The sequence below is a fragment of the Robertkochia flava genome (assembly GCF_020166515.1).
GTDB lineage: Bacteria > Bacteroidota > Bacteroidia > Flavobacteriales > Flavobacteriaceae > Robertkochia > Robertkochia flava.
Genome location: NZ_JAINZT010000001.1, coordinates 14,858 through 30,614 on the forward strand (window position 1 = coordinate 14,858; position 15,757 = coordinate 30,614).

A 15,757-nucleotide genomic window follows, 5' to 3' on the forward strand; every position below is an offset into this window, starting at 1 on the left:
CCTAAATGTTTGCAAAAAACTGCAGACCCTTATTCAGGTTCTTCTTTACGATATAAACCATCCGGAGGACTGGAAACAATTGATTAGATCATCCGGATCAGTTACCGCAATTTGTTTAGAGGCAAATGAATCTCCAGGCGTAAGGGACAGGTTGTACAGAATGAAAATTTCAAGGAAAGAAGCGAAGGAATCAGAACTATGGCTAAAATCATTTTGTGAGTTAAGCACCTCCAGCAGAGACAATTCAGTCTCTTTTTCTTGAAAGCCGGAGCATGGAGGAATATTATATCGACTATCATTATCAAGCGATCACAACAATATTCTTCACCTAACAACTTTATTAATTATCCTAAAATAAATTCAGAAGTTCCCTTTCGGATTTTGGAATTTGGATTTTGGGATTTTGAAGTAGTTAAAATATTTCGTTTTGACCGAAGAACACCCAAATAAACCACATACGCCTGCTCATTACAACTTCAGAACCCTGTAAAATACAAAGCCAAGGTCGTCAAAACACATTAATCCCCAACGCATTCTGTATTCCTTTCAAATATAAGCAAGTACACGTTTGCAATTATAAGAATTATATGTACATTTGCACCCCTGTAAATCCGATCCATATTGAATCGGGCAGGAATGGAATGTTTAATTTTAAATAAGTTAGTGTGGATACATTAAGCTACAAAACCGTATCAGCGAACAAGGCAACTGCAGATAAGCAGTGGGTTCTTGTTGATGCTGAAGGACAGACGCTGGGACGTCTTTCTTCTAAGGTAGCCAAGCTGCTAAGAGGGAAGCACAAGCCCAACTTTACCCCGCACGTTGATTGTGGAGATAACGTAATTGTTATCAATGCCGAGAAGATCAACCTAACCGGGAAGAAATGGAATGCGAAAGAATACATTCGCTACACCGGGTACCCAGGTGGACAAAGAGTTCAAACTGCTGAAGATCTTTTCGCAAAGAATCCGGCGCGTTTGATCGAAAAATCAGTTAAAGGAATGCTTCCTAAGAACAAGCTGGGGGCTGATCTTTTCCGAAATCTTAAAGTGTATGCAGGAACCGAGCATGATCACGAAGCTCAGAAGCCTGCTGCCATTAATCTAAACGATTTTAAATAATGGAAGTAATTCACAAGATTGGCAGAAGAAAAACTGCTGTTGCACGAGTGTATGTTTCTGAAGGGAAAGGAAACATCACCATCAACAAAAAAGACATGGAAAGCTACTTCAAGACTCCTACCCTTCAGTACAAGGTGAAGCAGCCGCTTACACTTACTGATAATGCAGAGTCTTTTGACATCAAGGTAAACGTTTACGGTGGAGGAACTACCGGACAGGCAGAAGCTGTACGTTTGGCAATTTCAAGAGCTCTTTGTGAAGTAGATGCTGAGAACAGAGGTACCCTGAAGCCGGAAGGACTTCTTACCAGAGACCCACGCATGGTTGAGCGTAAGAAATTCGGTCAGAAGAAAGCCCGTAAGAAATTCCAGTTCTCTAAGCGTTAATCCTTTTTTTCATAAGGGAACTTTCGTTCATATCATATTGAAATTAATCATGTCGTTGATCCGCCCTGCGGAGCCTAGTTTAGCATCCAAATGAAGAAGGCACAATCCTCTGAAGAGGTGACCACTTTTTCATTGCTAACTGTACAACGGAACGTAAACTATTAAGAAAATGGCAAACAACATAGAAGTTAAAGACTTACTAGAGGCAGGTGTACACTTCGGACACCTTACCAGAAAGTGGAATCCAAACATGGCGCCCTACATCTACATGGAGCGCAACGGGATCCACGTTATCAACCTGTACAAAACTGCAGCCAAGATCGAAGAGGCTAACGAAGCCCTTCAAAAGATCGCTGCTTCAGGAAGAAAAATTCTTTTCGTAGCAACCAAAAAGCAGGCTAAAGACATCGTAGCTGAAAAAGCCGGAGCAGTAAATATGCCTTACATCACTGAAAGATGGCCAGGAGGTATGCTTACCAACTTCGTTACCATCCGTAAGGCGGTAAAGAAAATGGCTGCTATCGACAGAATGAAGAAAGACGGTACTTTTGATACCCTTTCTAAAAAAGAAAAATTACAAATAGATCGTTTAAGAGCAAAACTGGAAAAGAACCTTGGTTCTATCCAGGACATGACCCGTCTGCCGGGAGCGCTGTTTATTGTAGACACCATGCGTGAGCACATCGCAGTAAAAGAAGCTCAGAAATTAAACATTCCAATCTTCGCAATGGTCGATACCAACTCTGACCCAAGAGAGGTAGACTATGTGATCCCTTCTAATGACGATGCGTCAAAATCGATCGAAAAAGTGCTTTCTCACGTAACTGCAGCTGTTGCAGAAGGACTTTCTGAAAGAAAGGCTGACAAGGACGCTGAAAAAGCGGGCAAAGAAAGCGAAGGTGATGCCGATACTCCTGCAAAAGCAGAAAAAGAGGCTAAAGCCGTAAAGTCTGAGGACAACGAATAAATAATATTTTCCAAAAGCCGCTATCCGGTTTCCGGTTAGCGGCCTTTAATCAAAAAATCTTAAGAGAAATGGCAAAAATCACAGCCGCTGAAGTAAATAAGCTAAGAAAATCTACCGGAGCCGGTATGATGGATTGTAAAAAGGCATTGGTTGAGGCAGAAGGAGATTTTGACAAAGCCGTAGAGATCCTTCGTAAGAAAGGTCAGAAAGTTGCCGCTAAGAGAGCCGACAGAGAATCTTCTGAAGGTGCTGTTATCGCCAAGGTTAATGACGACAAGTCTGCCGGAGTAATCGTTTCACTGAACTGTGAGACCGATTTCGTTGCCAAGAACGATTCTTTTGTTCAACTGGCTAACGACCTTACCGAGCTGGCCCTTAACTTCGACTCTAAAGATGCGTTTCTGGCAGCTGATTTTAACGGAATCACTGTTTCTGACAAACTCATCGAACAAACCGGAGTTATCGGAGAGAAGATCGAGATCGGAGATTTCCGTAAACTGGAAGCTCCTTTCGTTGGGTCATACATCCACGCCGGAAACAAGATCGCTACCCTGGTAGGACTTTCTGCCAATGTAGACGGTGCCGAGATCGCAGCTAAGGATGTGGCCATGCAGGCAGCTGCTATGAATCCTGTAGCCCTTAACGAGGAAGGTGTAGATCAGTCTGTTATCGACAAAGAGATCGAGATCGCCAAAGATCAGTTAAGAGCCGAAGGGAAACCAGAAGCCATGCTTGACAACATCGCTAAAGGGAAACTTAAGCGTTTCTTTAAAGACAACACTCTTGTAAACCAGGATTTCATCAAGGATAACAAGCAAAGTGTTGCCGCTTACGTAAAATCTGTAAACGGAGATCTTACCATTACTGCTTTCGAAAGAGTAGCTCTGGGATAATCCCGCTTGCATCAACACATAGGAAAGGCCCCTTTTAAAAGGGGCTTTTTTTATATCCCAACCCCACTTAATCACACTCAATATTTTTGCGTATTTTTGCTGCGATTTAATTTATTCAGCCCAATAATAACACGCAATTCATGCAATACAAGAGAATCCTTTTAAAACTTAGCGGAGAAGCACTTATGGGAACGCGCCAATACGGTATCGACCCTGAAAGACTTAAGGAATATGCCGAAGAGATCAAAACGATCGTTGACAAAGGAGTGGAGGTTGCCATCGTTATTGGAGGCGGAAATATCTTCCGGGGGGTCGCCGGAGCCAGCAACGGAATGGACCGCGTTCAGGGAGACCATATGGGGATGCTCGCCACCGTAATTAACGGCCTGGCACTACAGAGTGCCCTGGAGGATGAAGGTATCGAAACCCGCCTGCAGTCGGCTATAAAGATCAATGAAGTAGCGGAACCTTTTATTCGCAGAAGAGCCGTAAGACACATGGAAAAAGGACGGGTAGTTATTTTCGGTGGCGGAACGGGCAACCCGTACTTCACTACCGATTCTGCAGCCGTATTGCGAGCCATTGAGATCAACGCCGATGTGATCCTGAAAGGTACCCGGGTAGACGGCATCTACACCTCAGACCCTGAAAAAAACAAGGATGCCACCAAGTTTGACTTTATATCCTTTGAAGATGTCCTTAAAAAAGGTCTTAAGGTCATGGACACCACTGCTTTTACCCTAAGCCAGGAAAATGAGTTACCCATTATTGTTTTCGATATGAATAAATCAGGGAACCTGTTGAAAGTAGTTTCCGGCGAAAAAGTTGGAACAAAAGTAAATCTTTGAGTAAATTAACCTAACCTTAGCCATATTGATCTAAATCATAAATCGTTATGAACGAAGAAATTGAATTCATTCTGGACAGTGCCCGCGAGTCTATGGATGCTGCCCTTTTGCACCTGGAAAAAGAATTGGTGAATATCCGAGCGGGAAAAGCCAGTCCTGCCATGGTTGGCAGTGTCATGGTTGACTATTACGGTTCTCAGACCCCACTTAACCAGGTAGCCAATGTGAACACCCCGGATGCCCGAACCATTGCCATTCAGCCCTGGGAAAAATCCATGCTACAAGAGATCGAAAGGGGTATCATGCTCGCGAACATTGGTTTTAACCCGATGAACAACGGCGAGATGGTGATCATAAGTGTACCACCCTTAACCGAAGAGCGCCGGAGAGATCTTGTAAAGCAAGCCAAAAGCGAAGCTGAAGATGCCAAGGTATCTATACGTAACGCCAGGCAGGATGCCAATAAGGAGATCAAAAGGCTGGATGCTTCTGAAGATCTGAAAGCCAATGCCGAGGTCGATGTTCAGGAACTCACCGACATCCACATAAAGAAAGTGGATGACATCCTCGCGATTAAAGAAAAAGAAATCATGACGGTTTAACACTCCGTCTCTATAAAAAGCGATCCTCCCCGGATCGCTTTTGCATTCATTAACCCTTTGCAACCTGCATTGAGAAAGCGTGATCAAAAAAACCTCCTTCCTGTTCAGCATTCTTTTGTTGTTCGTAGGGCTAAGCTACGGGCAGCAGGTCATCAGTGGTAAGGTAGTCAGCGCATCAACCGGAGAAATACTCCCCTTCGCCACCATCACCCTTACCGATGGCACAGGGACCATCACAGACCTCCAGGGCAGCTTTAAGATCGAATTGCCTGAAGGAACAGACACCCTGAAATTCAGCTACCTGGGCTACCTACCCAGGGAAATCCGCCCTGACACCGGACAATACCTCCTGGTACAACTGGAAGAAAGCACCCAGCTACTGGACGAGGTAAGCCTAAATGCGAATACTGGAGCAGCAGCGCGTATCATCGCTGAAGCCATCTCGCGAAAAGCGTCCAACGACCCCGAGAATATGCTCAACAGCTTTAGCTTCAGGTCTTATCAAAAATCCCTGATCACGGCAAATCCCGATTCTATAAGCGGGACCATTGATTCTGTATTTCTCCCCAAAAAGGGCGAACTGCTCTTTAAAGAGACCGACAGCAGCGCATACAAACTCAAGGAACGACTGAGCCGCACCCACCTCTACATGACAGAAACTGCCATGCGCGTGGCCTACCAAAAGGGAGAAGGAAGAAAAGAAACCATTATAGGCAGCAAAATGGCCGGCCTAGACGAGCCCCTGTACCGGTTATTAAGCGTACAATTACAATCCTTTTCCTTTTACAATGAAACCTACCGCCTTCTGGGCACCACTTATAAAAGTCCGCTCTCCAAAACGGCATTCAACACCTACAGCTACAGGATACTCGACACCACCAACCAGCAGGGACGTCCGGGGTACCTGATCTATTATTACCCCAAACGCGAATCGAATAAGGCCCTGCTTCAGGGAGTACTCTACATAGACACCGTAAGCATGGCACTTCAGAAAGGGGTATCACAACTGCGCGGAAGCCTCGAGATCAATGCCAGGCAGGAAAACCGATACTATCCCGAAAAAGATATCTGGTTTCCGGAACGGGCCATGCTGGATTTGAAAAAAGGAGAAGGCAACAGGCCTGTGGAACTCTTTGACAGGATGCTGATCCAGGTCAATAAAAGTTCATCAGACAGCACCGAAAGACATACAAACCCGGAGCAACCCGACAAACTGATCCGGTTTACCACCAGGCAGTACAATACCGATATCCATTTCAACGAACCCGTTCAACTCAGCGGACGTACGCAGGATATCCGTGTAGCACCCCTTGCAGAAACCCAATCCGAATCCTTTTGGGAAACCCGCCGTCAGCAACCCCTGTCAAAGCGGGAAGAGAACACATATCTGGAGCTCGACAGTATTGCCGCAGCCAATAACATCAATGAACGTCTTGACTTCCTCAACAAACTCTTTACCGGGTATGTTTCCACCCGGTATATCGATTTCGACCTGAAGTACCTGATCAAATACAATGACTATGAGGCGTTCCGTCTCGGAATGGGCTCTATTACCAACGACAACTTTTCTAAAAGACTCCGGCTCAAAACCTATGGGGTTTACGGAACTAAAGACAAAGATTTTAAATACGGTTTCACCGCCTCCTACAGATTACTCCCTTCCAAAGACACATGGTTTGCCCTGGATTACAAGGACGACCTTACCGAAACCGGCAGCGCCGCCTTCCTCACCGAAGGCAGAACGTTTTATGTATTCGAACCCCGGCTTTTCAATATCACCTCCTTCCACAGGAATAAAGCTTTCAGCAGCTTCCTGACCCATGAGGTTAACCCTGCACTCAGAATGAGAATTCAGTGGACACAGGCCGACACCCAACCTACCTATCCCTACACCTATGTACATGACGGGATTAACTTTACCCAGTGGGAGACCAGTACCCTGACCTATTCCCTCTTCTGGGGCCCCAATAACCGCTACCTCGTTTCAGAGGAAGGCAGCTCATTGCTCGAACCCGGATTTCCGCAATTCAATTTTCAGGTCACCCAGGGCATTGAGGGTATCATGGGAAGCGATTTCAGCTTTACCAAAACACAGTTACGCATCCGACATGACATTAACACCTTCGGAGCAGGAACCATCAGCCTGAACTTAACGGGCGGCATGGCCTTTGGCGACCTTCCCATTACGGAACTCTATCACGCCTCCCCTAACCAGCCTAAAAAAGACGCCCTGCTGCAACGCTTTTCTGTAGCCGGACGAGACAGCTTCGAGACCATGTATTTTGATGAGTTCTTCTCCGACCGCTATATCAGTATGCAGGCGAAATATTTCCTGCCCGTTTTCAAGATCTCCGAAAGGATCAAACCCCAGGTCATCTTTATCACCCGGTATGCCATAGGGGACATCAGGAATATTGAAAAACACGTGGGCATCCCTTTTAACTCGCTTGAGAACGGCTACTATGAAAGCGGGGTTGAATTTAACAGCATATTTTCCGGTTTCGGGTTGAGCACGCTCTACCGGTACGGCCCGTATAGCCTGCCGCGCTTTGAAGACAATCTCTCTCTGAAGTTTACCTTCTATTTATCTTTGGGAATTTAGGGTTAATGCACTTAGTTTTCTATTTTTGCAGCGAAATTTTCACTGATGACTGACTGGATCACAAGAACTTTCTGGCAATACACTGCCCGCCTGATTTTAAGAAATCGAATCTTTATACTATTGGTTCTTGCAGGAGTAACCGTTTTTATGGCAACCCAGTGGAAACACATGCGGTTTACATTTACCGAGGCCAACCTTTTGCCTGATGACCACCCTGTTAATGTTTCCTATAACGAGTTTCTTGACGTCTTCGGGGAAGAAGGTAACCTGATCGTAATCGCTGTTAAAGACAGTACGCTCTTTACCCCGGATAATTTCAACGCCTGGAACAAGCTCAGCAAACAACTTCAGGCTAAGCCCGAAGTCTCCCTGGTGGTCTCTACAGACAACCTTAAAAAACTGGTGAAAAACACCGAAAAACAGGAATTTGAACTGCAGCCGCTAAGCGAAGGTAAGGTAGCCACACAGGCAGAGGTAGACAGTATTAAGAATGAACTTTTCGAACGGCTCCCTTTCTACGAAAGCCTGTTGTTTAATAAGGAGAGCGGAACTATTCGCACTGCGGTTTACCTCGATAAGGAAATTGTGAATACCGCGGTAAGGAAGGATTTTATCTTTAACGATTTCATTCCGGTTATCGAAGATTTTGAAAAGCAAACAGGCATCGACCTCAGAGTCTCCGGTATGCCTTATATCCGGACCCTTAACGCACAGAATATCATTGACGAGATCGGTACTTTTATCGCTGCGGCTTTACTGGTCACCTCCCTGATCTTCTTCTTCTTTTTCAGATCGTTCAGAGCCACCCTGATTTCCATGATCGTAGTAATGATCGGAGTGATGTGGGCCTTTGGAACCCTGGGGCTGCTCAAATATGAGATCACCGTGCTTACGGCACTTATCCCCCCGCTGATCATCGTTATCGGAATACCCAATTGTATCTTCCTGATCAATAAATACCAGCAGGAATTTAATAAACACGGGAACCAGGCCAAATCCCTGCAAAGAGTGATCTCCAAAGTGGGGAACGCCACGCTGATGACCAATATGACCACTGCAGCTGGTTTTGCCACGTTTATCATTACGAACAGTAAACTACTGACCGAATTTGGTATTGTGGCATCCCTCAATATCATCTTTATCTTTATCCTGTCGCTGCTCATTATCCCCATCATCTACAGCTACATGTCTATCCCGAAAACCAAACACCTGAAGCACCTGAACAAGAGGTGGATCAGTGGCTTTGTCGGATGGATGGAAAACACGGTTCGCAACCATCGTATTGCCGTATTTATTGTCTCCCTTTTTGCACTTATAGCAAGTATTATAGGAATTTACCAGATCAGGATATCCGGATCCCTGATCGAGGACATGCCCCAGGGTGCGGCCTTTTTTGACGATATCAGGTTCTTTGAAGAAGAGTTTGACGGTATAATGCCGGTAGAGATCATGATAGATACCCGGAGACGAAACGGGGTGATGAAACCTTCAACCCTGAAGCGAATGGATGATGTGGAAGAAGTAATCCGGGAGACCCCGGAACTATCAGATCCCATTTCGGTTACCAACCTGGTAAAATATTCCAAACAGGCTTTTTATAATGGTAATCCTGCATATTATCAACTACCGAACAGCCAGGAAAACACCTTTATCCTTTCCTACGCCAAAAAATCTGAAGGAAATGCCAACCTGCTGAGCAGTTTTGTCGATTCTACAGGGCAGATTGCCAGGATCACCACCTTCATGAAAGATATCGGCACAGACAAAATGGAGGAAATAGAAGCAGACCTGGATAAGAAGATCAGAAAAGCCCTGCCGGAAGACCGGTACGATGTAACGGTAACCGGGAAGGCTCTCGTATTTATGAAAGGTACCAAGTACCTGGTAAAAAACCTGGTGATGTCCCTGTCTCTGGCCATTGTACTGATCTCCCTGTTTATGGCCTATATGTTCCGTTCTTTTAAAATGATCATAGTATCCCTGGTTCCCAACCTCCTGCCGCTCATTATTACTGCAGGGGTCATGGGGTATCTGGGTATCCCGATAAAACCTTCGACCATCCTGGTATTCAGTATTGCCTTTGGTATTTCGGTAGACGACACCATTCACTTCCTGGCCAAATATCGACAGGAGCTCGCTGCAAACCACTGGCACATCCGAAAATCAGTGTACAATGCACTAAGGGAAACCGGGGTAAGTATGTTTTATACCTCCATTGTTCTTTTCTTTGGATTCTCGGTATTCATGATCAGTAATTTCGGCGGAACCAAAGCCCTTGGCGGATTGGTATCCATGACCCTGCTCTTTGCCATGCTGGCGAACCTGATCCTGCTTCCGTCTTTGTTATTAGCCCTGGAGCGAAATATTGCCAACAAAAAGGTACTTAAGAAACCTTACATCGATGTACTGGCAGAGGATGAGGAAGAAGAGCAACCGGAGAAATAAAAAAAGCCTGCCGGACAAACAAATGCCCTAGCAGACTTTCGAGGTTCCCCCAAACCTACACTTTAAATGCTTTTAAAAAAAAGACCCTTTCACAGCCTTACAGCCATGGATAAGGATCTTCATTATATTTTTTGAGAACTACAGTTCCTTTTGGTTATCATGTTTGCTAAAAAAACACTGAAATTGATTCAAATATATTAATTAATTAAGTCTTTACTTACAAAACAGAAAATACTCATCGATTATATCCGTTGTTTTATCGAAAATAAGTCATTTTCAACATAACTATAAACGTTCACATCTATGAGGAAATCCGTAAAATCAATTCCCCCTGCAAAATGCAGGGGATAGATGGAAATATTTTATCTTTGGGCACCAAAATTCTCATGAGAACATGGCATTAAAAGTATACAGCATAAAACAATTATTAGACGGAGAGGCATTACTTCAGGAAGTTACTGCCAAAGGATGGATAAGAACCTTTCGCTCTAACCGGTTTATAGCGCTGAACGACGGTTCCACCCTGCACAACATTCAATGTGTGGTAGATTTTGAGAATACCCCGGAAGACTTGCTGCGCCGATTAACCACCGGTGCTGCCATTTCTGTTTCCGGAACCCTGGTGGAGAGTCAGGGCCGTGGTCAGAAATTCGAGATCCAGGTGAAGAACATCGAAATCCTGGGGGACTCCGACCCGGAGTCTTACCCTATACAACCCAAGAAACACTCGCTTGAATTTCTTAGAGAAAAAGCACATTTAAGGGTACGCACCAATACCTTTGGAGCCGTAATGCGGGTGCGCTCGGCCCTTTCGTTTGCCATTCACCAGTATTTCCGTCAGAACGGATTTTACTACGTACACACTCCGGTGATCACCGGCTCTGATGCGGAAGGCGCGGGAGAGATGTTCCGGGTAAGCACACTGGATGCAAAAAATCCACCGCTCAACGAAGAGGGCGAGGTGAATTATAAAGAAGATTTTTTCGGAAAGGAAACCAATTTAACCGTATCCGGACAGTTGGAAGCCGAGACCTATGCCATGGCGCTGGGTAAGGTTTACACCTTTGGTCCCACCTTCCGGGCAGAAAACTCCAATACCTCCAGACACCTGGCAGAGTTCTGGATGATTGAGCCGGAAGTTGCATTTATGGACCTTGACGGGAATATGGATCTCGCCGAAGACTTTATCAAATACGTCCTCGGTTATGTACTGGAAAACTGTGAGGACGACCTTAAATTCCTAGAAGATCGCTTGTTGCAGGAAGAGAAGTCAAAGCCTAAGGATGAACGAAGCGAAATGACCCTCACAGAGAAGATCAGGTTCGTACTCGACAATAACTTTAAACGGGTAAGCTATACTGAGGCCATCGAGATCCTGAAGAACTCCAAACCGAACAAAAAGAAAAAATTCCAATACCTCATTGAAGAATGGGGGGCGGATCTGCAGAGTGAACACGAGCGTTTCCTGGTAGAAAAGCACTTTAAGGCTCCGGTGATCCTGTTTGATTACCCGGCCAAGATCAAGGCATTTTACATGCGACTCAACGAGGACGGAAAAACCGTAAGAGCCATGGACATTCTGTTTCCGGGAATCGGAGAGATCGTTGGAGGTTCGCAAAGGGAAGAACGCCTGGATGTCCTGATGGAAAAAGTAAAGGAAATGGGCATAGACGAGAAAGAGTTGTGGTGGTATCTCGACCTTCGTAAATACGGAACAGCAGTGCACAGTGGATTCGGACTCGGCTTTGAAAGACTGGTATTGTTCGCTACAGGAATGACCAATATCCGCGATGTGATCCCATTCCCGAGAACCCCTCAGAACGCAGAATTCTAATATTCCGCATTTCAGAAGAAAGTATGTAAAAACTAGCCGATAGCAGGAATGCTGTGGCTAGTTTTTTTTATTTTTATACCCATCACACCTAAGTCATGTTAAAGCAACATCTCCAGTTTAAATTATCTCAAAAGCTATCGCCTCAGCAAATCCAGCTGATGAAGCTCATTCAATTGCCCACCCAGGCATTTGAACAGCGTATGAAGCAGGAACTGGAGGAGAACCCAGCCCTGGAGAGTGGAAAGGAAGAGAGTGGCGACCTGGATGAAGACAGGTTTGACGACCCCTATGAAAGCGATAATGAACAGATAGATACTGAGGATATCAATATTGATGAATACCTCAGTGACGATGAGATTCCCGACTACAGGCTTCAGGCCAACAACTACAGCAGTGACGATGAGGAAAAGCAGGTACCCTATGCTGCGGGAACCTCCTTTCACCAGCATTTGCTCAACCAGCTGAACACGTTCACCCTGGGCGATCAGGAATTCGAGATCGCAGAATTCCTGGTTGGAAGTATTGACGAAACAGGATACATCAGAAGAGATCTCCGCGATATTGTAGACGATCTCGCCTTCACCCAGAATATCTATACGGAAGAAGCCGAAGTCGAGCGCGTACTTAAGGTCGTTCAGCAACTGGACCCCCCGGGTGTGGGCGCCAGAAACCTGCAGGAGTGCCTGCTTATTCAATTAAAAAGTAAAGAACCTGCACCGGATGTCGATCTTGCCATTGACATCCTAGAGCGTTCTTTTGAGGCCTTCACCAAGAAGCATTATAAAAAACTGCTCCAACGTCACGATATTGACGAAGACCAACTTCGGGACGCCATTCACGAGATCGAAAAGCTGAACCCCAAACCAGGGAGTTCCTACTCCGGAAACAGCCGCATGGTTGAACACGTGGTGCCGGATTTCACGATCAGGATCATAGACGGGGAACTGGACCTTAGCCTGAATGGCCGGAATGCCCCGGAACTGCATGTTTCAAGGGAATACAACAACATGCTCAAAGGCTATAAGGACTCTAAAGAGAAATCCAAATCCCAAAAGGATGCGGTTATGTTCATCAAGCAAAAACTCGACGCAGCAAAATGGTTTATTGAAGCCATTCGCCAACGCCAGGAAACCCTGTATGTAACCATGAATGCCATCATGCACCACCAGGAAGAATTTTTCCTGACAGGAGACGAGCGAAAGCTAAAACCTATGATCCTTAAGGATATCGCAGACAAGATCAATATGGATGTTTCTACTGTGTCCAGGGTAGCAAACAGCAAGTATGTGGACACCCCTTATGGCACCAAGCTGATAAAAGACTTGTTCTCCGAAGCGATGAAAAATGAAGAAGGAGAGGACGTATCCACCAGGGAAATTAAAAAGATCCTGGAAACCCTGATCGAAGATGAGGACAAGAGAAAACCGCTTACAGACGACAAACTGGCCAAACTGCTAAAGGAAAAAGGATATCCTATAGCGAGACGAACCGTTGCAAAATACAGGGAACAACTTAACCTTCCTGTAGCCCGACTTAGAAAAGAGATTTAATGCAATTTTTCTCCAAACTTATCAGCTTCCTTTTTAACCCCCTTTTCATGCCATTTGGAGGCACCCTGGCGTATTTTATGGTTACTCCGAGGTTCAGCCCCCCGGACAACCAGAGAGCCGTTCTAACGGCCGTTTTTATCGTGACCGTTGCCATACCCATTCTTTTCTTTTTCCTGCTCAGGAACCTCGGTTGGATCAGTTCTTCGGGCCTCCAACAGATCAGGGAACGCAAAATACCGCTCTACCTGTATATCATTCTTACCTACATTGTCATTGCCAGAGTGATCCCTACCAGCTATGCTGAAGAATTGTACTTCTTTTTTACAGGAATACTCGGTGCCCTGCTTGCGTGTTTGTTCCTGGTGTATTTCGGGTACAAGGCCAGCATGCACATGATAGGGATAAGCGGGCTAACTACTTTTGTGCTGGGACTTTCCTTTCACTATGAAAAGAACATCATCCTTGCGCTTTCTCTGCTCTTCCTGAGCATGGGGGCGGTAGCCACCGCCAGGCTATACCAGAAAGCACACCAGCCACACGAGGTAATCACCGGCATCGTACTCGGATTTTTCACCCAGCTGATCACGTTTAATTATTGGTTATAAGATATAGAAGATAAGCCCCAGTTGTAAGGACCTCGATTGAATAGATTCTCCTGCCCCGGTAAAGGTTCCATCGCGAAAAAGTGGATTCAACTGGTAATAGAAGTAAAAGTTCCATGTATTATAACCAAAGGTGAAATAGGCGCCGTACATCCAGTCGTTTACATCACTATTGGAAAACACTTCTTTATAATCTGATGTTACAAAACTGGATCGTGCTCCAAGGTTGTAATTGAATTTTACCCCGGCATAAACCCTCCAGAACCTGTACTTTACCGGGGTAGATCCCCGCCATCTGAATTCCACAGGAAATTCCACAGAGGCAAAAGAGAGGGTATTCCTTCTGTAGGTTATCCCCGGAGCTACCTGGTTGTATACTATTCGCCCTGTACTGAGCTCCCTGGCCCTGAGATCACTGTTAATACTTTGATATGCCAACCCCACCCCTACACCTAAAGCGATATAACGCTCCCTGTTAATTGGCAAGTCCTTTATAAATCCACCCATAGCGCCATAAGACAACTTGCTTTGACCGGTCTCCCCCGGTTGCTGGGTAAGCGCGTTGTAAAACATCCCTACATAAAACTGATCTTCGAAATACAATGAATCATTGATTTCCACAGCGAGGCTATCCAATTGCCCACTTACCCGGGTAAACCCGCAGATGAAAAATAAGATGAACAAAAATTTATTCATAGTGGCAGGAAGGGAATAAAAAGAAAAACGCTTCCAACCAGGATATGGCAGAAGCGTTATTCTAACTAATAAAAGTTTAATCGAAATGGATTATTGCATATTTCTGAAGGCATCTCCGGATCGGGTTGTATAATTGATCTTCAATGCATTTACTTTACGCAATTCCTGTTTGATATCTGAGATAAGACCCATATTGGTTTCCTGGTCTACCTTAAGAGCCGTGGTAAGCACATTTTGCAACTCCTCACGTTTCTTAGCTCTTTCTGCAAGGATATAGGCAGCTACGTCAGAAACATCAGCAAATTTGTCATTCAGCTGAATTTTCGCGGAGGTACCATAGGTATCCTGGTAACGCTGACTAGGTTTTCCTGCATAGATATAGATCACACGATCTTTCTTATCCAGTTTTTGAATTTGATCTGCATACGGCAATTCGTTCTGAACCATAAGGGAACTATCCTTCATTACCGTTACAGTCATAAAGAAGAAGAGCAGCATGAATACGATATCAGGCAGGGACGCCGTAGACACCGCAGGTACTTCTCCACTTTTTTTCTTTTTAAATCTAGACATACTGTTCTAATGAATTTTAGTTAGTCTTAGGTTCTGCTTCCGACAGCTTTTGCGGATACATCTCCTGAATTCTTTCAATTTTAGGCTTTAGCTCATCCTTAACAGCGTCCGACGTCTTAGGATCCAGGTATTCTGCCTCCATGGTCGTAAACGGACGTCCGTACAATCTTTCTGACTCCCTGTTACGCAGCTCGTTGTAAGCTGCTACCAGTTCGTTCTGTACTGCGATGTACGTGCTGTATTTGGTTTGACGGTCATTTCTTAGAGAAATAATCGCCTTGTTCGGATGGTCTGAAGATGCAGGATCCCTGTCTCCCTGACAGTAATCGCAACGCTCTCCTTTTTCACCTTCACCCCCACCGTTGTCCAGGAATTTTACAGCTGCAGCTCTAAGATCTTTAAGCTCCAACAATTCTTCCTCAACCAACAGTTGGTTATTTTTATTTACCTCTACGGTAAAAATGTTCTTTTGCTTGATAATTACATTATCCTGTGGTGGTTCATCAGGCGGCAATTTACGGTCCAGACCTGAATCAGTTTCAATGGTTGTGGTAACCAGGAAAAAGATCAGGAGTAGGAACGCAATATCGGCCATCGAACCAGCATTTACTTCCGGTGCTCCTCCTCTTCTTGCCATA

Annotated in this window: 15 protein-coding genes; 12 read left to right on the plus strand and 3 right to left on the minus strand. The window is 45.1% G+C overall.

Features of this window, described 5'->3' with window-relative positions; translation table 11 throughout:
- Positions 1-52: 52 nt before the first annotated feature.
- The 12 genes from K7R11_RS00055 (at position 53) to K7R11_RS00110 (ending at position 13,853) form a co-directional block, all read left to right on the plus strand.
- Entirely contained in the window at positions 53-262 is a 210-nt protein-coding gene (locus K7R11_RS00055; RefSeq protein WP_317196455.1) for a four helix bundle protein, read from the plus strand.
- A gap of 403 nt (positions 263-665) precedes the next feature.
- The gene (rplM, locus tag K7R11_RS00060; RefSeq protein ID WP_224487674.1) at positions 666-1,121 is read left to right on the plus strand and encodes a 50S ribosomal protein L13; all 456 of its coding nucleotides are present in this window, start codon (positions 666-668) and stop codon (positions 1,119-1,121) included.
- Positions 1,121-1,507: a 30S ribosomal protein S9 gene (gene rpsI, locus K7R11_RS00065; RefSeq protein WP_224487675.1), complete on the plus strand. Its 387-nt coding sequence runs from the start codon at positions 1,121-1,123 to the stop codon at positions 1,505-1,507. The genes rplM and rpsI overlap by 1 nt, the downstream gene beginning before the upstream one ends.
- Positions 1,508-1,676: 169 nt before the next feature.
- Positions 1,677-2,474, plus strand: coding sequence for a 30S ribosomal protein S2 (gene rpsB / locus K7R11_RS00070; RefSeq protein WP_224487676.1), 798 nt, complete (start codon positions 1,677-1,679; stop codon positions 2,472-2,474).
- Positions 2,475-2,542: 68 nt separating this feature from the next.
- A complete protein-coding gene (gene tsf, locus K7R11_RS00075) occupies positions 2,543-3,367 on the plus strand; it encodes a translation elongation factor Ts (RefSeq protein WP_224487677.1) in 825 nt (274 codons plus the stop codon).
- A gap of 140 nt (positions 3,368-3,507) precedes the next feature.
- A complete protein-coding gene (pyrH, locus tag K7R11_RS00080; RefSeq protein ID WP_224487678.1) occupies positions 3,508-4,215 on the plus strand; it encodes a UMP kinase in 708 nt (235 codons plus the stop codon).
- 47 nt (positions 4,216-4,262) lie between these two features.
- The gene (gene frr / locus K7R11_RS00085; protein WP_224487679.1) at positions 4,263-4,817 is read left to right on the plus strand and encodes a ribosome recycling factor; all 555 of its coding nucleotides are present in this window, start codon (positions 4,263-4,265) and stop codon (positions 4,815-4,817) included.
- A gap of 79 nt (positions 4,818-4,896) precedes the next feature.
- Complete coding sequence (locus K7R11_RS00090; RefSeq protein ID WP_224487680.1) at positions 4,897-7,419, plus strand: DUF5686 and carboxypeptidase-like regulatory domain-containing protein; 2,523 nt, start codon at positions 4,897-4,899, stop codon at positions 7,417-7,419.
- A 45-nt stretch (positions 7,420-7,464) separates the two neighbouring features.
- Entirely contained in the window at positions 7,465-9,864 is a 2,400-nt protein-coding gene (locus K7R11_RS00095; protein ID WP_224487681.1) for an efflux RND transporter permease subunit, read from the plus strand.
- 394 nt (positions 9,865-10,258) lie between these two features.
- Positions 10,259-11,698: an asparagine--tRNA ligase gene (gene asnS / locus K7R11_RS00100; protein ID WP_224487683.1), complete on the plus strand. Its 1,440-nt coding sequence runs from the start codon at positions 10,259-10,261 to the stop codon at positions 11,696-11,698.
- A 95-nt stretch (positions 11,699-11,793) separates the two neighbouring features.
- The gene (rpoN, locus tag K7R11_RS00105) at positions 11,794-13,248 is read left to right on the plus strand and encodes an RNA polymerase factor sigma-54 (protein WP_224487685.1); all 1,455 of its coding nucleotides are present in this window, start codon (positions 11,794-11,796) and stop codon (positions 13,246-13,248) included.
- A gap of 47 nt (positions 13,249-13,295) precedes the next feature.
- Positions 13,296-13,853, plus strand: coding sequence for a hypothetical protein (locus K7R11_RS00110; protein ID WP_224487687.1), 558 nt, complete (start codon positions 13,296-13,298; stop codon positions 13,851-13,853).
- Here K7R11_RS00110 and K7R11_RS00115 read toward each other — a convergent pair.
- The 3 genes from K7R11_RS00115 to K7R11_RS00125 all read right to left on the minus strand — a co-directional run bounded on the left by K7R11_RS00115 (position 13,848) and on the right by K7R11_RS00125 (position 15,756).
- Positions 13,848-14,546 (minus strand): porin family protein, encoded by a 699-nt coding sequence (locus tag K7R11_RS00115; protein WP_224487690.1) that lies wholly within the window; start codon positions 14,544-14,546, stop codon positions 13,848-13,850. The genes K7R11_RS00110 and K7R11_RS00115 overlap by 6 nt on opposite strands.
- A 90-nt stretch (positions 14,547-14,636) precedes the next feature.
- Positions 14,637-15,119: an ExbD/TolR family protein gene (locus tag K7R11_RS00120; RefSeq protein ID WP_224487692.1), complete on the minus strand. Its 483-nt coding sequence runs from the start codon at positions 15,117-15,119 to the stop codon at positions 14,637-14,639.
- 16 nt (positions 15,120-15,135) lie between these two features.
- Positions 15,136-15,756, minus strand: coding sequence for an ExbD/TolR family protein (locus K7R11_RS00125; RefSeq protein ID WP_224487694.1), 621 nt, complete (start codon positions 15,754-15,756; stop codon positions 15,136-15,138).
- Between the last annotated feature and the right edge of the window lies 1 nt (position 15,757).